This is a genomic window from Pseudoalteromonas sp. NH0006-26 (genome assembly GCF_057552415.1).
This window is the reverse complement of sequence record NZ_BAAJMJ010000006.1, coordinates 1-20,388: the sequence shown is the minus strand read 5'-3', so window position 1 is coordinate 20,388 and position 20,388 is coordinate 1. Positions and strand designations below refer to the sequence as shown.

The following is a 20,388-nucleotide window of genomic DNA, read 5'->3' as shown; positions in this document are numbered from 1 at the left end:
TAAAAAACGCGCTTACTTTTACTGGTAGTGCGTTTTTTAATGCCTATTTTAAAGCTTTACTAACCGATTAAATAATTAACTGCTAATCCTACAAATAAAGTAACACTAACGCTCAGTAACGTTCCTAGCATCACATATTCAGTGAGTTGTTTATCTTTGCTGGCACTTAAGTCGCCAAATCTAAACACCGATTTAGCGGCAATTAAAAACCCAAGCCCTGCAAACTGATCTAATAAAATAAATGTCAGCATAAGTACTCTTTCAAGCATACCAATACTTTGTCCTGCTAAGGGGAGGCTACCATCACTAGAAAAGTGATTAGTTAAACGCTCTAACATCATTCTTATAAATACCGCACTGGGGCTTAAAATAATAAGGTAACCAGTTATAATCCATAGCACTTTTGCGTTGCACAATAACGCCATTACATTGTCAGCAAATTGCTGATCGTCAGTTAGCCAAATACTTATCGCAATAATGACAGTGATATGTGTAATTTGGTCTAATAAAAAAGGCACTACGCCTTTATTTGAATACGATTTCGCAATATCAATAAAGTAGTGACTGATCATAATAATGCCGGTCGCCAGTAATACGCTGCTTAGTTGTTGCCAGCCAAAACTATATTCCCAAAGTGCCACAACGACTGCACTGGTAATTCCGTGAACCAATACATGGTAGTAAAGTTTTTTTGCTTTAAAATGACGGGTGTTTCTGTCGTTTACCCAGTTCATAGGTTGCCAATAAAAATCAGCGAGTAAGTGGCCAATAATCAGTGCGACGAGTAATAGTGAAAATTCCATTAGTCATGTCCTTGCTGTATGCTTTTAAGCTGTTGTTGTGCATGTAAAATAAATCGTTCTATCAGCTGATAGTTAGCAAGATTAAGCAGCTTAGTAACATTTTCGCGGCTGGTGTTGAGCTCATTAGCTAAAGCTGCATGGTTGTTATTAGTATGGGTTAAATATACATACAAAGCATTTGCTTGTTTTTGGGTTATTTTACACAGTAATACATCGACAAACGCTAAGTTTAGCTTGAAGCTCTCATCAACTGATTGATCTGCAATAGCAAATGTAAAACGCTGGTTTGTCATTTTATCTAGCTCATGTCCAGAGAGAGTAAACGCAGAGCCTGTAGCAGTTTTTATACTCTTACTAGGGTTATCTATGTGCCCCAACGCCATGCTTTGGCGCAATTCATAACCGGCAGATTTTAACTGTAGATAAATAAGAATAGCGGTGGTAACTAACTGTTCACTTTTATCGAGTTGCAGTTGAAATGCATCCCCACGGTAAATATCCCAAGATGTTGTTTTATTGCAATTTGCACGTAAACTTTGCTCTAGCTGGTAAAGCATGGCATCGTATTGTTGTTTAGGTATTTTTTGCGATTTAATAATATCGCCGCTGATCACACCAATCATAAAAATCCAGATAGATTATTTATATGTAACTAAATTTGGTTACATTGTTAAATGTAACCGTATTTGGTTACATTGGGTTTGGTAACTAATTTAGGTTACTTAACACGCAATTGCAAGTATTACTCATTGGGACATAAGAATGACCTCACAACAAAGCATTAAACCTCGTGTAGGTATTTTTGTCGATGTACAAAATATTTATTACACCTGTCGCGAAAGCTACGGTAAAAACTTTGATTACAATGCCTTTTGGCGAATGATGGAGCAACAATACGATATAGAATGTGCGTTCGCTTATGCAATATACCGAGGTGATGAAAAGCAAAATCAGTTTCAAAATATTTTGCGCGCTATTGGCTTTGAAGTAAAACTAAAACCCTTTATTCAACGCCGTGACGGCAGTGCCAAAGGCGATTGGGATGTGGGTATAACCATAGATATGCTAGAGCAGGGGAAGCAGCTTGATAAAGTTATTTTACTCTCGGGTGACGGTGACTTTGCATTATTACTTGGGCATTTAAAAAATCAATATAATGTTCCGTGTGATGTATACGGTGCTGATAAATTAACCGCAGAGGTACTTAAGCAAAGTGCCGAGCAATTTCATTTAATTGACAAACAGCTACTACTTTAAAAAGTATTAAGTATTGTATTTTTGATTTATTTTTGAGCAGAATGTTTGCGTTGATCATGAGAGTATTTAATACAACGGGTGCATAGATTAATTAAGCCTAATTTAGGCTTTTTTTATGGCGATAATAAATTGGGTTTAATGGATGAGTATGGTAATTTTAAGATTCAATTAGTATCAAGGAATTACATGCTTACCTACAGTAATATGCCATTAGACAGAGGCTCAAATGCGCGCAAAGATCCTACTTGGGTAGACGCAAAAAAAACAGCAGACAGTTTATGGCTTTTAGTTAAAGGCAATCACACCTTATTTGCTAACAGTAGCCCTGAGGTGGTGTATTTAGCTTACCAACAAGTGGCGCATTTAGATTTAACGCAGGCTATTCTTTTAGGATCAAATAAACAGGATAATGCCGTATTTGCGCTAGACGTAACTGCACTCGAAGAGTCGTTATTAGCAACGATTGTTGGTGATGCCAAGTTTGCAGATATTCGTCAATATGGTACTCAAGTAGCACTTGAAGATGGCTCAAATGCAGCGCTTGCTCGTGGGTTGTGTTACTGGCATGCCACTCATAGTTTTTGTGGTCGATGTGGTACCAAAAATCACTTAGTTGAAGGGGGGCATTCACGTTTATGTGATAACGCAGCCTGTATGCACCAAACTTTTCCGCGTACCGATCCAGCCGTTATTATGGTAGTAACTAAAACATTTTCTGATGGGATTGAACGCTGCTTATTGGGTCGCCAAGCAACTTGGCCTAAAGGTCTGTATTCCTCACTTGCCGGGTTTGTCGACCCAGGTGAAACCCTTGAACAAACCGTGATCCGAGAAGTAAAAGAGGAAGCGGGTATTACCGTGGAGAAAGCAGAGTATATTGCTTCTCAACCTTGGCCGTTTCCTTCATCAATCATGCTTGGTTTTATTGCCACAGCAAGCAGTGATGAAATAAGCACAGAGCAAGATGAACTTGAAGATGCACGATGGTTTTCTCGCCAAGAACTTGCGCAATTTAAAGATTGGCAACACGAGGGGGAGCATTTAAAGCTACCTAGAGCAGATTCTATTTCACGTTATTTAATTGAATATTGGCGTACTCAGATAGAAGGATGAATCATGTCGAGCAAAAATAAAAATACCCAATTAGTGTCATCAGGGCGCAAAAAAGCGTACACCCATGGCGTAGTTAATCCAGTGATACAGCGCGCTTCAACGATTGTGTTTGATTCTGTGAGTGAGCTTAAAGAAGCGGCTAAAACACGTGGCGACAAAACCTTGTTTTATGGCCGCAGAGGGACGACCACTCATTTTGCTCTGCAAGAGGCAATTACCGAACTCGAAGGCGGTGAGGGCTGTGCGTTATACCCATGTGGCGCGGCAGCGATAAGCCAAACTCTGTTATCGTTTTTAAAGTCCGGTGATCATATTTTAATAGTGGACACTGTTTACGAGCCAACCCGTGATTTTTGCGACAAGATTTTATCGGGGCTAGGCATTACGACGACCTATTATCCGCCCATGATTGGCGCAGACATAAAAGAGTACATTCAAGACAATACCAAAATGTTGTTTTTAGAGTCTCCAGGTTCAATTACCATGGAAGTTCAAGACGTTCCCGCCATGGTGAAAGTAGCAAATGATCATAATGTAATGACAGTGCTTGATAACACCTATGGCAATGGCTTGCATTATCGTCCGCTTGAACATGGTGTTGATATTAGTATTCAAGCCGCCACCAAATATATTGTTGGCCACTCTGATGTGATGATGGGGGTTGCTGTAGCTAACAAAAAGTATTGGCCAACACTTCGTGAACACTCTTATTTACTCGGGCAATGCACCAGTGCAGATGATGCGTATTTAGCACTACGAGGCTTGCGTACCATGGCAGTGCGATTAAATCAGCATGAAAAAGCCGCGCTAGAAGTAGCAAAATGGCTTGAGCAACATCAGCTGGTGGATCATATTCGCCATCCTGCGTTTACAACATGCCCAGGCCATGAATTTTTTAAACGCGATTTTGACGGTAGTAATGGTTTGTTTTCTTTTGTTATGAAAACCGGCAACCAAAAGGCCATTGATGCTTTTTTAGATAGTTTACAGCATTTCAAAATGGGCTTTTCGTGGGGGGGCTATGAAAGCTTGGTAACGGCAAACCTATCAATGAAAGGGCTGCGCTCGCAAACAGGATGGGAGCATGGACCTGTTATTCGTTTGCACATTGGTTTGGAAGATGTTGAAGATTTAATTGCCGACTTACAGCAAGCATTAGCTATTTATGAGCAACATTTATAATTATTAATTGTTTAAATTACATTATTTGTTACAAAGCCTACCTCTGAGTAGGCTTTTTTTTGCTAGCAATTCAACGTGTTTACACTTAGTGTTGTTAAATAACGCTTATTTTAAAGTATGAACAACGTCATTAAGGATAGTCAATGGCAACACCATCACCAGTTAACGTAGGGCGCTTAACCCAAATCGCGGGTTTTGAGCTGGTACGTATGTTTTTAACTAAACGAGGGCTTATTGCACTGGCGGCTTTTGCGCTAGTGTGGCTTGTTATTTTACGTTACCCCATAGGCCAAGCTGTAGGTATAATCAGCTCGCCAGACTTTGAACAAATAGCCCGTGATATTTCCGGCTCTATTGGATTAAGTAAGTTACTTGATTGGCCTGAAGCCGAATTTGCTATGTATTGGCTTATTGCTTTGTATAGTTTTCCTGTTTTTAGCTTATTTATTTGTAGTGATCAAACTGTCGGTGATAGAGAGCGCGGTACGCTAAGGTTTTTATCATTACGCTCAACTCGCTTTGAAATACTCTTTGGTCGATTTTTAGGGCAGTTAGCGGTACTAACCTGTTTAGTTGGCATCACGCTTATAGCGACATTGGCGGTGCTCGGGTTTCGCGAGCCGAGCTTACTTGCTGGTGGCCTTGGTCGTGCTGTTTCAATATTTTTAATACTCATTGTTACTTTTACGCCGTTTGTAGCCTTAATGAGCTTAATTAATACTTTTGCGAGCTCATCTCGCTTATCTATTGTATTAGCTATTTTATATTTCACAGCCGGCGGCATTATTGTTGGATTACTGGAGTGGCAAATACCCGCATTAAGTGTGCTTGATTATTTATTCCCTGGTGTGCAAATAGAGTTATTAGCTGGACAAAACTTACCGTTATTGAGCGCTTTGGCTATTCCTTTAGTGCAAACAGCGGTGTTACTTGCAGTTGCTCAACGTATTTTTGCGAGGAGCTCATTATGAAATCATTAATAACAGGGCGTAATTTAAGTAAATCATACGGCTCAAAACTGGCTCTTGATAATGTGAATTTTGAGATTCAAAAAGGCGCGCCAGTTGCATTAGTTGGCCCTAATGGCGCAGGGAAAACCACTTTATTTAGTTTGTTGTGTGGCTATATCGCACCTAGCATGGGTGAGCTTGAAATACTCGGCCATAAACCAGGTAGCGCGGCTTTATTTAATAAAGTGAGTGCGTTACCACAAGATGCACAGCTAGATCCGCGTTTTAATATAGATAAACAACTTAGCTTTTATGCCAAGCTACAAGGTATGGGCACCAAGCAAAGCCAAATAGAGGCACTTCGAGTATTAGATTTAGTGGGTCTTAGCGAGGTTGCAAAAAACCGCGCAGGGGACTTATCTCACGGTATGCGCAAGCGTGTAACTATAGCACAAGCATTAATTGGTTCACCGCAAATTGTAATGTTAGATGAAGCCACTGCAGGGCTTGATCCTATTCATGCCAGAGAGGTCAGAGAGCTGGTGTCAGAGCTATCGTCTCAAGCGACGTTTATTTTAAGCTCTCATGATTTAACTGAATTAGAACGACTTTGCTCCCAAGTACTACATTTAGATAAAGGCGTATTAAGCGAGCACCAAACTAAAGCGGCGAATACTGATAAGCATTTTTACACTTTAATGCTCAGTGAAGCATATCAAAATGTGGAGCAACAACTGCAAGCAATTGAGGGGGTGAGCCGTGTTTATATGAGCCAACATAAAGAGTATGTGATTGAGTATCAACCAACTAGCGATTCACTTGACATCGCGCTATTGCAATTTTGCCACCAACATAATTGGCAGTATAGGCAGTTAGTAAATGGTCATACTCTAGAAAATCAAATATTTAAACAGGAGAAACTGTAATGGGATTATTTAGTGGTTTAATGGGTAACGCCAGTGAAGTGGATGATGCCGATTTAGAAAAAGTATTGGCTAATACGCTTATTGAAGGTGAGCGAGTTGAAAAGGCGTATAAAGTAGTTCGTGATATGTTTATCTTTACTAATAAGCGACTAATTTTATTAGATAAACAAGGTGTGACTGGTTCTAAAATGGAAATGATCAGTATTGCTTACTCTAAGATAACTAAGTTTAGCAAAGAAAGTGCGGGGCACTTTGATTTAGATGCAGAACTGAAAATTTGGGTTGGATCTGATCCAAACCCTATCAGCAAAGACTTTAAAGCTGGTGATAACATAAATGATGTTTATAGGATAATTAGCCAGTATTCATTATAGAAACAAACAAAAATCGGTGTAAAATTAAAGTAATTGTTTACAGCTTGTTGCGATTACTTTAACATAAATTACTCCAACACTTTCTTACAAATTCCCTAACAAATACAATTGCTTGATTCAGTTTTCGTTCAGTTTCGCAGCGTTAGCATACCCCCACTTTAGCAATGTAGTTAAAGTACAAAAACAATGTACATAGGGATGTTTCATTATGAAAAAATTAGCGATTATTATTTCAGGTATTTTATTATCAAGTGCTGCACACGCTGCAGATAGCTATCAATCAATCAGTAACTTAGGTTATGCAGATACTGATAACAACGATACTATCAGTGTGGACTCTACTTACTACTTCTCTCCTAAAAGCACACTAGGTCCATATGACCAATTTGAATACATCAATAAGCAAAGCAACGTATTTGGCGGCTACGCAGATGACGACTTTGGCGATGTAACTGCTATTGGCGGTGAATACTTCGTTGAAGATTTTGTGGTTGGTGCGTCTTACCAAAATGCTGATTACAACTCTAATAACGAGTTCTATACACTCTCAGCTGGTTACTTTTTCAACCCTGACTTACTTGCAAAAGTAAGATTTGTTGATAAAAAAGACGGCGATAACGTTACATTATTTTCTTTAGCATACAACCACATGCTTAACGATACAGATTACGTAGGTATCACTGTTGAATCAGATGATGATTTTGATTCTCGTTCAGTAGCTGCTAAATATTTCATTGATTTACAGCAAGGTAACTACCTAACTGTAGAAGGTACATTTGTGAGCCTTGATGAAGCAGATGACCAGTGGAACGTAGAAACAAACTACTACTTTTCAAAAGCGACTTCTGTTTTTGCATCTTATGATAAAGAAGACAACTACACCTTTGGTGCTCAACACTTCATCAATAAAAATATTGGTTTAAAAGTGGGTTACGGCAACAACGCAGATGATTCAGATTACGATGCTTACTTTGCTAACATGCGTTTTCAGTTTTAATTAAGCGTTTAATCGCATAAATTAAACCAGTTAAGTAGTGAAAAGCCCACATTTGTGGGCTTTTTGCTGTGCGTAATATACGTGTAATTCTACTTATCGTTATATTTTAAATTGCAATTAGCTAGGCTCATCATTTTAGTGGCACTCGACTGGCTACCCATTGTATTTAAATTAAGATCGGTCATAATTAAATCAGTGTTTTTATAACTGTAAAGGAATGTGCTTATGTCAGTATTTATTATATTACTGGTTGTGGTGATCGTGGTGTTTGCGATTAAAGATATCCGCCTTAATTTAATTACCCGACCCACTTTTAAGATGTTTAAAAAAGTATTGCCGCCATTATCGCAAACTGAGCGAGAAGCAATGGAGGCAGGTGATGTTTGGTGGGATGGGGAGCTATTTAGTGGTGATCCTGACTGGCAAAAGTTACATAATTACCCGCGCCCACAGTTAAGTGAGAAAGAAACTGCGTTTATTGAAAATCAGGTCGAAGCGTTATTAGCTATGCTTGATGACTATAAAATAGTACAAAAAGATAAAGACTTACCCAAAGAAGTCTGGGATTTTTTAAAAACCGAAGGTTTTTTTGCAATGATCATCCCAGAAAAATTTGGAGGATTAGAATTTTCAGCCATTGCTAACTCTACCATAGTGTCAAAAATCGCCACTAAAAGCTTAACCGCTGCAGTGACGGTAATGGTGCCTAATAGCTTAGGGCCGGGTGAGTTATTACTTCATTATGGAACAACTGAGCAACAAAACCGCTGGTTACCGAGCCTGGCAAAGGGCGACGATGTGCCTTGTTTTGCATTAACGGGCCCTGAGGCCGGTTCAGATGCCGGCAGTATTCCCGATTCAGGCGTGGTATGCAAAGGCGAGCATGACGGTAAGGAAGTTTTAGGGCTGCGTTTAAATTGGTCAAAACGTTACATTACCCTTGCGCCTGTGGCGACAGTACTTGGCCTTGCATTTAAAATGTATGACCCAGACGGCTTGTTAGGCGATGAAAAAGAACTGGGTATTACGTGTGCACTAATACCAACCGATCATCCGGGTGTAAAAACCGGCGAGCGTCATTATCCACTCAATATGGCGTTTATGAATGGTACAACTTACGGTGAAGACGTATTTATTCCGCTTGATTGGATTATCGGTGGTCAGCAAGGGGCTGGGCGCGGGTGGCGCATGTTGGTTGAGTGTTTAAGTGCTGGGCGTGGTATTTCGTTACCGGCATTAAGTACTGCAACAGGGCATTTAGCGGCTAAAATGACTTCGGCTTATTCAGTTGTTCGTCAACAATTTGGTGTGTCAATTGGTCAATTTGAAGGGGTTCAAGAAGGGTTAGCACGTATTGGTGGCTTAACTTATGCGCTGGAATCGTGCCGGTTAATGACAGCTGGCGCCATTGATTTAAAACTAAGTCCATCGGTAGTGACTGCTATTGCAAAATACCATATGACCGAAATGGGTCGAACGGTAATGAATGATGCAATGGACATTCATGCAGGTAAAGGGATTCAGGTTGGGCCTAATAACTATTTAGCACATGGCTATATGGGTATACCAGTTTCGATTACGGTTGAGGGCGCTAATATTCTTACCCGTAATTTAATGATATTTGGCCAAGGCGCGACTCGTTGCCATCCGTTTGTATTAAAAGAAATGGAAGCGGCAGCAATGGAAGATGATGACGCCGCACTTGAGCAATTTGATGGCCTACTGATGAACCACATTGTATTTGCCATCAGCAATGCAAGTATGGCTTTAGTGCATGGCTTAACTCGCAGCCATTTTGCCAAAGCGCCTGTATGCGGAGAAACCGCAGCTTACTATAAACAATTAGGGAGAATGAGCCGAGGACTTGCGCTTACAACTGATGTTGCAATGCTCATGTTAGGCGGTGAACTTAAACGCAAAGAGATGATATCAGCGCGTTTAGGCGATGTATTAAGTCATTTATACATTGCTTCTACTGTATTAAAACGTTTTGAAGATGAAGGGCGTCAACAGGCTGATTTACCTTTTGTTAAGTATGCAATAGAGACGTCGTTGTATGAAATAGGCCAAGCATTTGATGGCTTCTTTAAAAACTTCTCTAACCCGGTGGTTAACTTTGCCCTCAAACGCATTGTGTTTCCGTTAGGCAATCATTATCATAAACCAAGTGATGCAACTTCACAACGTATTTGTGAGCACATGACGCAACCTGGCGTGTTTAGAAATAGGCTTACTCATTTGTGTTACATCGATGAGAACGCCGGCACTGGGGTGATGGAAAATGCTTTTTTAGCGATGCACGACATGCAAAATCAATTTAAACAGTTAAAACAGTGGCAACGAAAAGGTAAGGTACCTGCTACTTTTGATATTGAACAAGCTGTTGATTACGCTCTTGAGCATGAATTACTCACTAAGCTAGATGCTGAGGCTATGCATCATGCTAACAGATTGCGAATGCAGGCTATTGCGGTAGATAACTTTAAATCTGAAGATATCTAACCTAATGCCAAAGCAATAAAGAAGATAAAAGTAAAAAAGCCTTAAGTTTATAACTTAAGGCTTTTTTGTGTTTATTTATTTTTTAGATTGAAGGCTGATCAGCGTCCGTAAGGATCAGCGACGATTTTATCTACGTACCATTTGCCTTTTATTTTTAGCATTTCGATAGTGCGAAAATCGTCAATTTTTTTACCGTTAAAATAACCAGTAAATACAATGTTTATTCTTGCCTTATTGCCGTATTGTTCGCGCAGACTTGAATTTGACATATCAATTTCAATTACCACTTCATCGTACTGTAAATTAATAAGACTGCGGGCAAACTGTTTTGCTGTACCGTACGATTTCATTATGCGGGATAATGTAGGGGTCGCGAAATTGCTGGCTTTTTGCAAGTTATGCTGATTATAAAGCGCATCAAAATACACCGTGGCGGTATCGCCTGGGCGATCATTATCTATGTACTGGTCTTTAGGTTTAGTATTTTCATTACAGCCAACGATCAAAATACTAAAGATGAGCACAAAAGTGGTTAAAATTGTTTTCATATTTGGTCAGGTTGATTACTCATACATAAAGTGTGTGATGGAATGCTGCGGATGTAAAGAGGATAGTACTAAATAGGTGTTAACTTATAGGCAAAGTAATAAAAAAGGATGTTGAAAAACATCCTTTTTTAATAATGTAGTCTGATTATTGAACAAGCTCTTGCTCGGAAAACTCTTCATCAAACATTGGGCTTGATAAGTAACGCTCTGTTGCACTTGGTAAAATAACCACAATATTTTTATCTGCGTTTTCAGGACGTTCAGCAATACGTTTGGCTGCAACCACGGCTGCACCCGATGAAATACCGACTAAAATCCCTTCTTTTTTCATTAGCTCGTGACACATTGCGATACATTCTTCATTAGACACTTGCTCTACACCATCAATTATTGATAGGTCTAAGTTCCCTGGAATAAAGCCTGCACCAATCCCCTGTATTTTATGTGGCCCTGGTTTTACCTCTTCACCGGCAAGCGTTTGACTAATAACTGGCGAGTGGCTTGGCTCTACGGCTATTGATTTTACATTAAGGCCTTTCTCTTTTTTAAGATAACGACTAACACCTGTAATAGTGCCGCCAGTACCAACACCTGCAACAAAGAAATCGATTTTGCCATCAAGTGCATTAAAAATTTCTGGGCCCGTTGTTTCAAAGTGAATTTTAGGGTTTGCTGGGTTTTCGAACTGTTGTAGCAAAATAAACTTATCTGGGTCTGCTGCTTGAATTTCTTTGGCTTTAGCAATAGCGCCGTTCATGCCTTTAGCGCCATCTGTGAGCACTAGGTTAGCACCGAGTGCCTTTAATAGTTTACGACGTTCTAAGCTCATGGTGTTTGGCATAGTCAGCGTTAGTTTGTAGCCGCGAGAGGCCGCAACAAATGCTAAAGCAATACCAGTGTTACCTGATGTCGGCTCTATTAGCTCTTTGTCTTTGGTAAGTTGACCTGATTTTTCAGCTTCCCAAATCATTGATGCACCAATACGGCATTTAATACTAAAGCTAGGGTTACGTGATTCAACTTTAGCGTATACATTCCCACCTGTAACACGGTTAAGTTTTACCAACGGTGTGTTACCGATGCTTAGTGAGTTATCTTCAAAAATAGTAGACATAATGTTCCTTTAGGTACAATCTGATCAACACGTTAACAGCTATCCTGTTAACTTTATAAGCCTACTTTACTGTGAGATAAAAAAAGTTAAAGTAAGCTTTGGCTATAACATATATTAATTACGCTTATAACGGATTGAACTAAAAATCCAACCTGTTAATTTTTTAGTTATTAAAAAGGCGAGCATATGCCATTTGTTCACCTTTAACTTTATACGTTATTTCTTGTTTATGTAGTCGTTATTTAAACAAATCAACGGTACTCACTTATATTTTGTTGGTTAATTGTGCAAATGAACTGCGGTTGAACAGTTTATTGACACAAACTATTCAAAACATGGTAAAAACACATTATCTAAATTCAATAAAGTAATCACCATGAAGTTAATCTTAAAATTAATTGCCGGTATTGTGGCCGGTATCTTAGTCGGGCTCTACATTCCCTTATCTGGCGTTGAGCTTTTATACACAGTAAAAGAGCTTATCGGCCAGCTTATTAGTTTTACAATTCCACTGATTATTTTATTTTTTATTGCCTCTGGGATTGCCGGGCTTCCTAAAGGATCAGGGCATCTACTGGGAAAAACGGTGGGTTTTGCGTATGGCTCAACAATTATAGCTGGTACCTTGGCGTTTTTATTAGTAACAGCGGTTATTCCGTTTTTAAGCGGCGGTATTTCATTTGAAGCTGAAGCAGTGACCGAAGTAGGAAGCTTTATTGACTTAGAAATTCCACCGTTAATGGGTGTTATGACTGCTTTAGTTACAGCATTTGTATTTGGTATTGGTATGAGCCAGCTTGGCTTAGACACATTAAAAACTGTGTCGGATCAGGGGCGCGATATTATTGATGGTTTACTTTCAAAAGTAATTATTCCGGCATTACCGTTTTACATTGCGGGTGTATTTGCTGAAATGACTGTAGCAGGTACCGTTGTCGACACATTACAAGCATTTGGTGTAGTGTTAATTGCTGCATTAGTTATGCATTGGCTATGGTTGAGTGTGCTTTATATTGTATCGGGCCTATTACTTAAGCGTAATCCTATTGAGCTAATTAAAAATATGTTACCTGCGTACTTTACTGCACTAGGAACCATGTCGAGCGCGGCAACCATTCCAGTTTCTTTGCAATCAAGTAAAGCCAATAACGTAAAAGAAGATGTAGCAAACTTTACCGTGCCATTATGCGCCACTATTCATTTATCTGGATCAACAATTACCATTGTAACCTGTGCCATGGCTGTGATGTATTTATCGCCTAGCATGGAAATACCTTCACTAATGGCTATGCTGCCATTCATTATGATGTTAGGTGTAGTGATGATTGCAGCGCCAGGTGCACCAGGTGGTGCGGTAATGTCGGCATTAGGTTTACTTACGAGCATGCTAGGTTTCAACGAAGGTGCAGTGGCACTAATGATTGCACTTTACTTAGCGCAAGATAGCTTTGGTACTGCGTGTAATGTAACGGGTGATGGTATTATTGCTTTATGGGTTGACCGTTTTAGTGAAAAAGCGTCAGCTTAAATCACTATCGCGTATTTACCTGCTTTTGGTAAATACGCTTTAATTATATTGGTCATGATGACCGGCGGCGAAAGCATAATATTAGTTATGGTTTCGTCGTATGTATGCTAATGTTGAAAATTAATTTTGTTAACTTGCATCTTATTAGGCTAGTGAGGGTGTTCCATTGATTAACGTACTTTTAGTTGATGACCATGAACTTGTTCGCACAGGGATCAGACGTATTCTTGATGATATACGTGGTTTTAAAGTGATAGGTGAAGCTAAAACAGGCGAAGAGGCTGTGCAGTTTTGCCGTCAGCATGCGCCAAATATAGTGTTAATGGATATGAACATGCCTGGTATGGGCGGGCTTGAGGCAACTAAAAAGATTTGCCGTTACTGTCCTGATGTGAAAATTATTGTCCTTACTGTTAATTGCGAAGACCCATTTCCAAGTAAGGTAATGCAAATTGGTGCTCATGGTTTTTTAACCAAAGGTGCTGGGTCTGATGAAATGGTTCGCGCTATACGTTGTGTGCACGCAGGACAACGTTATATTGCTCCAGAAATAGCACAACAGATTGCACTGGCTCAAGTAACTGGTAGAACGGATGAAAATCCATTTCAAAGCCTATCTGAGCGTGAACTACAAATTATGTTGATGATCACCAAAGGTGAAAAAGCACAAGATATCGCTGAGCGCTTAAATTTGAGTTCTAAAACAGTAAACAGTTATCGCTATCGTATGTTTGAAAAGCTTAACGTAGGAGGCGATGTAGAGCTTACTCATTTAGCTATACGTTACAAAATGATTGATATAGATATATCTTACTAGTCGTTATATATGTCTGAATTTGATCATGCCCAGTTTTTAAAAACATTATCGAGTGAACCTGGCGTTTATCGCATGCTCGATAATGACAACCAAGTTATCTATGTCGGTAAAGCTAAAAGTTTAAAAAAGCGGGTAAGTAGTTACTTTCGCAGCAATATTACCGACAGCAAAACCCGTGTTTTAGTAAGTAACATTTTTAATATTGAAGTCACGCTTACTAATACAGAAACAGAAGCGCTTCTGCTTGAAAATAATCTGATTAAAAAATATCAGCCACGTTATAATATTTTGTTACGTGATGATAAGTCGTACCCTTACATACTGCTCACTAATCATAAGCATCCGCGCTTAGCCTTTCATCGTGGCAGCAGAAAAGTAAAGGGCGAATATTTTGGTCCTTTTCCAAGCGCTGGAGCTGTTTCAGAAAGTTTGCGGTTAATGCAAAAGATCTTTCCTGTGCGTCAATGCGAAGATGCTTATTATCGTGCGCGAAGTCGTCCCTGTTTACAGTATCAATTAAAACGTTGTTCTGCGCCGTGTGTAAATAAAGTTTCTGAAGATGAATACGCACAGCAAGTTAATTATGTCCGTAAGTTTTTAACTGGTAAATCTCATGAAGTAATAGCCGATCTAATCGCTAAAATGGAAAGAGCCAGTGAGCAGCTTAATTTTGAACTCGCAGCTAAAGTACGTGACCAAATTATGTTACTGCGTAAAATGCAGGAGCAACAATCTATCTCTGGCAATTTTGCGGAAATGGATGTGGTCGGCTTTGCCCATTTAAACGGTTTAAATGGGATTCATTTATTGATGATCCGCGATCATAAAGTGCTGGGTAGTAAAACTTATTTTCCAAAGGTGCCTAAAGACTCACAAAAGCAAGAAATTTTAACCTCTTTTTTAGGCCAGTATTATTTAGCGCCAGGTGCTACAGGGCGTATTGCCAAAGAAATTATTTTACCGTTTGAAATTGAAGAAAGTGATGCGCTCAGTGAAGCACTAACTCAAATTAGTGAGCGTAAAGTATCACTAAAAGTGGTTACCCGCGGTGAGCGAGCACAGTACTTACAGTTAGCAAATAAAAATGCATTAAATAGCATTACGGTGAAGCAAAGCACTCAAGACTCTATAAACAAGCGTTATGCGCAATTAAAGGCCACTTTACGCCTTGATGATATCAATCGCATGGAGTGTTTTGATATCAGTCACACCATGGGTGAAAACACAGTGGCCAGCTGTGTTGTATTTGACTCCCAAGGGCCAAATAATAAAGAATATCGTCGTTATAACGTGACGGGCATCACTGGCGGTGATGATTACGCCGCTATGGAATTTGCACTAAACAAACGTTATAACAAGCTGGTTGATGAAGATAAAATTCCCGATGTTATTTTTATCGATGGTGGTAAAGGGCAATTAGGTAGAGCGGAGCAATATTTCGAAAACTGGCCGCATACCAAAATGCCGTTATTAGTTGGGGTTGCAAAAGGCACTAGCCGTAAGCCAGGCCTTGAAACCTTGCTTATAGATGGTGGGCGTAAGACAATCCCTATGGATTCTGATGCACCAGCGCTGCATTTGATTCAGCATATACGGGATGAATCGCATCGTTTTGCAATTGCAGGGCACCGTAACAAGCGCCAAAAACAGCGTACTCAGTCGTTATTAGAAGAAATAGATGGCGTTGGTTCAAAGCGTCGACAAACATTATTAAAATATTTAGGGGGCATGCAAGGCGTAAAAGCTGCTAATATAGAACAGCTAAAGAAAGTTCCTGGGATCAGTCCTGACATGGCTGAGAAGATATTTAACCATTTGCATGACAAGGGCTAGCCCTATGTGCGAATATAGAAAAAAAGACATATCCAAGTAGTTATGTGGAATATTCCAAACACACTCACAACGTTTAGACTCTTTCTTATCCCCATTTTTTTGGTGATATTTTATATGCCTTATTCATGGGCATTCTTTGTTGCTGCCTTTATTTTTTGGCTGGCTTCGATCACAGATATACTCGATGGCTATTTAGCCCGTAAACTTGAACAATCAACGCCTTTTGGTGCGTTCCTAGACCCTGTTGCTGATAAAGTAATGGTGTGTGCTGCCTTGGTTGCTTTATCTGAGCATTATCAATCTTTGTATATGACTATCCCTGCGCTTATTATTATTAGTCGTGAAATTGTTATATCGGCGCTACGTGAGTGGATGGCTGAACAGGGGAAGCGGGGTAACGTGGCTGTATCCGATATGGGTAAATTAAAAACGGCAGCTCAAATGTTAGCCATTATAGGTTTAATCTGGCAGTACGATAGCTGGATGATGTATTTAAGCTATGGCCTACTTTATATCGCCACGTTTTTAACGCTTAGTTCTATGGTGCAATATTTAGTTGCAGCATGGGGAGAATTGACCAAAAATTGATTGTAAACGTCTAATAACGCACCATTTTAGATAAAAAATAATCAAACAGTTCAAAAGTAGCATTTTTTGTGTTGACGCGTTTAATAATCTCTGTAGAATGCGTCCGTGTTGAGAGGGCATAGCCCCCTAGATAAACATTAAGCGGCACTAGCTCAGTTGGTAGAGCGCGACCTTGCCAAGGTCGAGGTCACGAGTTCGAGCCTCGTGTGCCGCTCCAGTTTATCTTAAAGCTAACCTAGTATTGAGGCGGAATGGCAGAGTGGCCATGCACCGGATTGCAAATCCGTTTACCCCGGTTCGACTCCGGGTTCCGCCTCCAATCAACACTCCACACGCTTTAATTAGCAAACTCGATGCCCGAGTGGTGGAATTGGTAGACACAAGGGATTTAAAATCCCTCGACTAACAAGTCGTGCCGGTTCAAGTCCGGCCTCGGGCACCACTTTGTGGTTTGGTTACATACACCAATATGTAACTTATAAAAATTATTTAGAATTAATATGATGCGGCACTAGCTCAGTTGGTAGAGCGCGACCTTGCCAAGGTCGAGGTCACGAGTTCGAGCCTCGTGTGCCGCTCCATATTAGTTTTATCCACTTGCTTTAAGTAGCAAACTCGATGCCCGAGTGGTGGAATTGGTAGACACAAGGGATTTAAAATCCCTCGACTAACAAGTCGTGCCGGTTCAAGTCCGGCCTCGGGCACCACTTTTAATTATTGACCAAGTTAATTAAAAGTTTGATAAATACTTATTTTATGGCACTAACTCAGTTGCCAGAACGTTTTACCGCGACATGGTCGCGCACCAACGTACAAATTACTGATAAAGTTTTATGCGGCACTAACTCAGTTGCCAGAGCGTTTACCGCGACATGGTCGCGTACTAACGTACAAATTACTGATAATGTTTTATGCGGCACTAGCTCAGTTGGTAGAGCGCGACCTTGCCAAGGTCGAGGTCACGAGTTCGAGCCTCGTGTGCCGCTCCAAATTATTTGATATGTTTAGGCGGAATGGCAGAGTGGCCATGCACCGGATTGCAAATCCGTTTACCCCGGTTCGACTCCGGGTTCCGCCTCCAAATAATTACTCCACACGCTTTAATTAGCAAACTCGATGCCCGAGTGGTGGAATTGGTAGACACAAGGGATTTAAAATCCCTCGACTAACAAGTCGTGCCGGTTCAAGTCCGGCCTCGGGCACCACTTTAATATTACCTTTCATTTCTAATTTAGCTACTTTATGATTAAATTCTTAATCGAAAAAGCACTTTATCCAACTAGTATTCCTTAGACTAAATTATTTCGTTTATTTGAAACCTTTATGTCTCACATTTTTTAAAAAGCCTATCCCATCAATATATTGCCTTTGATCATTTTTATAGCTCAAACTTGACGCTAGCTACGGAAAAACTCTCATTTAAAACAAAACACTAAATTCAAGCTTTGCTATATATAAGATTTTTATAATTCAAAATAGACAACCTAATACTAAGCGGTTTATATAAAAGTAGTGGTATGAGGCTCTTAAATGGAGTTGGTGGCTGTGTTTCGTTATATACATAAACCAAAGTCAGTATACAGTTACTTGTATTAACACCATGACAAAGCCATAAAGTGTATTAAGAGCGTTGATCTAAGCTGCTTAACTAATCGCTTATAAGGAGGTATGAGAAGATTGATGATGCTACTGTGTTTAATTGGGTCTCACTAGGTGGGTACTGCTATTAGTAATATAATACCAATCCGCAATAATACATAATCATTTTAAGGGGCTAAACATGTCACTAGCTGCGTTAAAAAATTCTCATTTAGAATAACTAAATAGTAAATTTTTTGCCTAGCTATCAACACGTTTTTCCAGCCTCAAAATAGACCACTTAATTAAGCGAATTGATATACAGGCGAGACTTACATCAATCCGCAATAATACTTAATTATTTTGAGACGCCAAACCAGACGCTAGTTGAGTTAAAAACTCCTCATATAGAACAACTAAACATCGAAATTTTTGCTTTGCCATTAACAGGTTTATCTAGCTCAATATAGGTTACTTAATTAAGTGAATTGGTACTAGACAATAAAAAACCCGAAATGGCCATGGCCGTTTCGGGTTTTTAACTTAAATCTCTTTAAAGTTATTTGTGCCAAATACCTTTCGGAATAGTTTTATTAAGCTTGTTGTTTTTACTTGGATCAAACGTCGGTAACTTTCCAGCACGTCGTTGAGCGTTGTAATCTTTGGCAAGCCATACCACAACTCCTGAGAGCATAAATAGCGCGATTACGTTTACAATCGCCATTAGGCCCATAGACACATCAGCTAGAGTCCACACTAATGGTAATTCGCCAAGGGCACCAAACATCACCATACCTAACACTAATAATCTGAAGATCAGCATGCCAGATGCGTGGTTATGCTCTAAAAACAATAAGTTCGTTTCTGCATAAGAGTAGTTAGCTACAATTGATGTAAAAGCAAAAAACAAAATAGCGACTGCAACAAATATTGCGCCCCAGCTACCAACATGCTCCTCAAGCGCTGCTTGTGTAAGTGCTATACCCGTTACATCAGAGCCTGGTACTAACTGTTCTGATAATAAAATAAGAGCAGCGGTAGCTGTACAAATTATAATGGTATCTACAAAGACACCTAGCATTTGTACATAACCTTGTGATGCAGGATGAGGTGGGTTAGGAGTTGCAGTTGCTGCAGCGTTAGCTGCGCTACCCATACCCGCTTCGTTTGAGAATAACCCGCGCTTGATCCCTTGGATCATTGCTTGCATTACACCATAACCAATTGCACCAGCGCCAGCTTGTTCAAGACCAAAGGCACTTCTAATTACATGCATAAACACATCAGGCAACTCAGTGTAATTTACAGCACATATATATAGTGCAACAATTAAGTAGGCAGCAGCCATAAATGGCACTGCTAATTCAGCAAATCGTGAAATTGTTTTTAGGCCACCAAATATGATGATGCCTGAACCAATTACAAGTGCAATACCTACTATATAGTTAGGAATACCAAAGGCGACTTCAAAAGCTGCAGCGATAGAGTTTGACTGTACCGCATTAAAAACTAATCCAAAGGCTAAAATTAAACATAGTGAGAACACGATGCCCATCCAGCGCTTGCCAAGTCCGTATTCCATATAATAAGCAGGGCCTCCACGGAAGTTGCCTTCTTCATCGCGTATTTTGTAAGCTTGAGCCAATGTGCTTTCTGCAAAACTAGTGGCCATACCGATCAAAGCAATTAACCACATCCAAAAAATAGCACCAGCACCACCTAAATAAAGTGCGACTGCAACACCTGCCATATTACCGGTACCAACACGGGCGGCTAAAGAAGTACAGAAAGCTTGAAAAGAGGAAATACCGCCATCTGACCCTTGGCGACTTTGAAACATGACTTTAATCATGTGTGGGAATTGTACAAATTGGATGAAACCAAGACGTATGGTAAAAAATAGCCCAGCGGCTATTAATAAGTACACTAAAATATGACCCCATAAGAGACCACTTATACTATTTATTATATCTGTCATGTGTGTTGCCTAGTGAACGAGTTGTAAATATGCGCCGCAACTTACCATAAGCAAGGTAAATAGTTTAGTAAACAGCGCAAAAAAATGAGTTGTCCACAGGGTTTTGTGGGTATCTTGTGTGTCTGGGTGGGGTATCTTTGGGGTAAAAATTAAATGCAAAAAAGCGTTTAAAAACGCTTGCGTTAAAATCGATTCGCCCTATAATGCGACCCCACTGAGACGGCAGAGCGCAACGCATAGCGGGGCACGAACTACTCAGTGAGTTGAGTAAAACTTAGTTCTGAAAACTTTCAAGTTTAA

The 20,388-nt window shown here is 39.8% G+C and carries 17 protein-coding genes and 8 tRNA genes; 20 read left to right on the top strand and 5 right to left on the bottom strand.

Annotated features, from left to right (window positions below; translation table 11 throughout):
- Nucleotides 1-59: 59 nt before the first annotated feature.
- Entirely contained in the window at nucleotides 60-803 is a 744-nt protein-coding gene (locus tag AC27JR_RS10390) for a DUF3307 domain-containing protein (RefSeq protein ID WP_487173533.1), read from the bottom strand.
- Nucleotides 803-1,426 carry a hypothetical protein gene (locus tag AC27JR_RS10385; protein ID WP_487173532.1) on the bottom strand — a complete coding sequence of 208 codons (624 nt, stop codon included), beginning with the start codon at nucleotides 1,424-1,426 and terminating at the stop codon, nucleotides 803-805. Before AC27JR_RS10385 ends, AC27JR_RS10390 begins: the two co-directional genes overlap by 1 nt.
- Nucleotides 1,427-1,565: 139 nt before the next feature.
- Between AC27JR_RS10385 and AC27JR_RS10380 the strand changes: the two genes are divergently transcribed.
- The 8 genes from AC27JR_RS10380 (at nucleotide 1,566) to AC27JR_RS10345 (ending at nucleotide 10,104) form a co-directional block, all read left to right on the top strand.
- Nucleotides 1,566-2,060: a LabA-like NYN domain-containing protein gene (locus tag AC27JR_RS10380; protein ID WP_487173531.1), complete on the top strand. Its 495-nt coding sequence runs from the start codon at nucleotides 1,566-1,568 to the stop codon at nucleotides 2,058-2,060.
- A 186-nt stretch (nucleotides 2,061-2,246) separates the two neighbouring features.
- The gene (nudC, locus tag AC27JR_RS10375; RefSeq protein WP_487173529.1) at nucleotides 2,247-3,173 is read left to right on the top strand and encodes an NAD(+) diphosphatase; all 927 of its coding nucleotides are present in this window, start codon (nucleotides 2,247-2,249) and stop codon (nucleotides 3,171-3,173) included.
- Between the two features lie 3 nt (nucleotides 3,174-3,176).
- Nucleotides 3,177-4,355 (top strand): cystathionine beta-lyase, encoded by a 1,179-nt coding sequence (locus AC27JR_RS10370; RefSeq protein WP_487173528.1) that lies wholly within the window; start codon nucleotides 3,177-3,179, stop codon nucleotides 4,353-4,355.
- 143 nt (nucleotides 4,356-4,498) lie between these two features.
- Nucleotides 4,499-5,326 carry an ABC transporter permease subunit gene (locus AC27JR_RS10365; RefSeq protein ID WP_010391471.1) on the top strand — a complete coding sequence of 276 codons (828 nt, stop codon included), beginning with the start codon at nucleotides 4,499-4,501 and terminating at the stop codon, nucleotides 5,324-5,326.
- A complete protein-coding gene (locus AC27JR_RS10360) occupies nucleotides 5,323-6,231 on the top strand; it encodes an ABC transporter ATP-binding protein (protein ID WP_487173527.1) in 909 nt (302 codons plus the stop codon). Before AC27JR_RS10365 ends, AC27JR_RS10360 begins: the two co-directional genes overlap by 4 nt.
- The gene (locus AC27JR_RS10355) at nucleotides 6,231-6,605 is read left to right on the top strand and encodes a PH domain-containing protein (RefSeq protein WP_008111597.1); all 375 of its coding nucleotides are present in this window, start codon (nucleotides 6,231-6,233) and stop codon (nucleotides 6,603-6,605) included. Before AC27JR_RS10360 ends, AC27JR_RS10355 begins: the two co-directional genes overlap by 1 nt.
- Nucleotides 6,606-6,813: 208 nt before the next feature.
- Complete coding sequence (locus AC27JR_RS10350; protein ID WP_487173526.1) at nucleotides 6,814-7,602, top strand: putative porin; 789 nt, start codon at nucleotides 6,814-6,816, stop codon at nucleotides 7,600-7,602.
- A 225-nt stretch (nucleotides 7,603-7,827) separates the two neighbouring features.
- Nucleotides 7,828-10,104 (top strand): acyl-CoA dehydrogenase, encoded by a 2,277-nt coding sequence (locus AC27JR_RS10345; protein ID WP_487173525.1) that lies wholly within the window; start codon nucleotides 7,828-7,830, stop codon nucleotides 10,102-10,104.
- A 98-nt stretch (nucleotides 10,105-10,202) separates the two neighbouring features.
- Here the strand turns inward: AC27JR_RS10345 and AC27JR_RS10340 are convergent, their stop codons facing one another.
- Entirely contained in the window at nucleotides 10,203-10,652 is a 450-nt protein-coding gene (locus AC27JR_RS10340; protein ID WP_076920446.1) for a hypothetical protein, read from the bottom strand.
- Between the two features lie 145 nt (nucleotides 10,653-10,797).
- Nucleotides 10,798-11,766, bottom strand: a complete 969-nt coding sequence (cysK, locus tag AC27JR_RS10335) for a cysteine synthase A (RefSeq protein ID WP_131690799.1) — start codon at nucleotides 11,764-11,766, stop codon at nucleotides 10,798-10,800.
- A gap of 376 nt (nucleotides 11,767-12,142) precedes the next feature.
- On the opposite strand from cysK, the gene AC27JR_RS10330 reads away from it, so the two are divergent.
- From AC27JR_RS10330 to AC27JR_RS10275, 12 genes are all read left to right on the top strand, one after another.
- On the top strand, nucleotides 12,143-13,294 hold the full coding sequence (locus AC27JR_RS10330) for a dicarboxylate/amino acid:cation symporter (RefSeq protein ID WP_487173524.1): 1,152 nt from the start codon (nucleotides 12,143-12,145) through the stop codon (nucleotides 13,292-13,294).
- 166 nt (nucleotides 13,295-13,460) lie between these two features.
- A complete protein-coding gene (gene uvrY / locus AC27JR_RS10325) occupies nucleotides 13,461-14,111 on the top strand; it encodes a UvrY/SirA/GacA family response regulator transcription factor (RefSeq protein WP_016899482.1) in 651 nt (216 codons plus the stop codon).
- Nucleotides 14,112-14,120: 9 nt separating this feature from the next.
- The gene (gene uvrC, locus AC27JR_RS10320; RefSeq protein ID WP_487173522.1) at nucleotides 14,121-15,944 is read left to right on the top strand and encodes an excinuclease ABC subunit UvrC; all 1,824 of its coding nucleotides are present in this window, start codon (nucleotides 14,121-14,123) and stop codon (nucleotides 15,942-15,944) included.
- Between the two features lie 42 nt (nucleotides 15,945-15,986).
- Entirely contained in the window at nucleotides 15,987-16,532 is a 546-nt protein-coding gene (gene pgsA, locus AC27JR_RS10315) for a CDP-diacylglycerol--glycerol-3-phosphate 3-phosphatidyltransferase (RefSeq protein ID WP_036933597.1), read from the top strand.
- A 141-nt stretch (nucleotides 16,533-16,673) separates the two neighbouring features.
- A tRNA-Gly gene (locus AC27JR_RS10310) sits at nucleotides 16,674-16,749 on the top strand.
- A gap of 28 nt (nucleotides 16,750-16,777) precedes the next feature.
- A tRNA-Cys gene (locus tag AC27JR_RS10305) sits at nucleotides 16,778-16,851 on the top strand.
- A 36-nt stretch (nucleotides 16,852-16,887) separates the two neighbouring features.
- Nucleotides 16,888-16,974, top strand: a tRNA-Leu gene (locus tag AC27JR_RS10300).
- Between the two features lie 63 nt (nucleotides 16,975-17,037).
- Nucleotides 17,038-17,113: transfer RNA gene (locus AC27JR_RS10295), tRNA-Gly, on the top strand.
- A 39-nt stretch (nucleotides 17,114-17,152) separates the two neighbouring features.
- A tRNA-Leu gene (locus tag AC27JR_RS10290) sits at nucleotides 17,153-17,239 on the top strand.
- 206 nt (nucleotides 17,240-17,445) lie between these two features.
- Nucleotides 17,446-17,521, top strand: a tRNA-Gly gene (locus AC27JR_RS10285).
- An 18-nt stretch (nucleotides 17,522-17,539) separates the two neighbouring features.
- A tRNA-Cys gene (locus AC27JR_RS10280) sits at nucleotides 17,540-17,613 on the top strand.
- Nucleotides 17,614-17,650: 37 nt separating this feature from the next.
- A tRNA-Leu gene (locus tag AC27JR_RS10275) sits at nucleotides 17,651-17,737 on the top strand.
- A 932-nt stretch (nucleotides 17,738-18,669) separates the two neighbouring features.
- Here the strand turns inward: AC27JR_RS10275 and AC27JR_RS10270 are convergent.
- Entirely contained in the window at nucleotides 18,670-20,088 is a 1,419-nt protein-coding gene (locus AC27JR_RS10270) for an alanine/glycine:cation symporter family protein (RefSeq protein WP_010391487.1), read from the bottom strand.
- Between the last annotated feature and the right edge of the window lie 300 nt (nucleotides 20,089-20,388).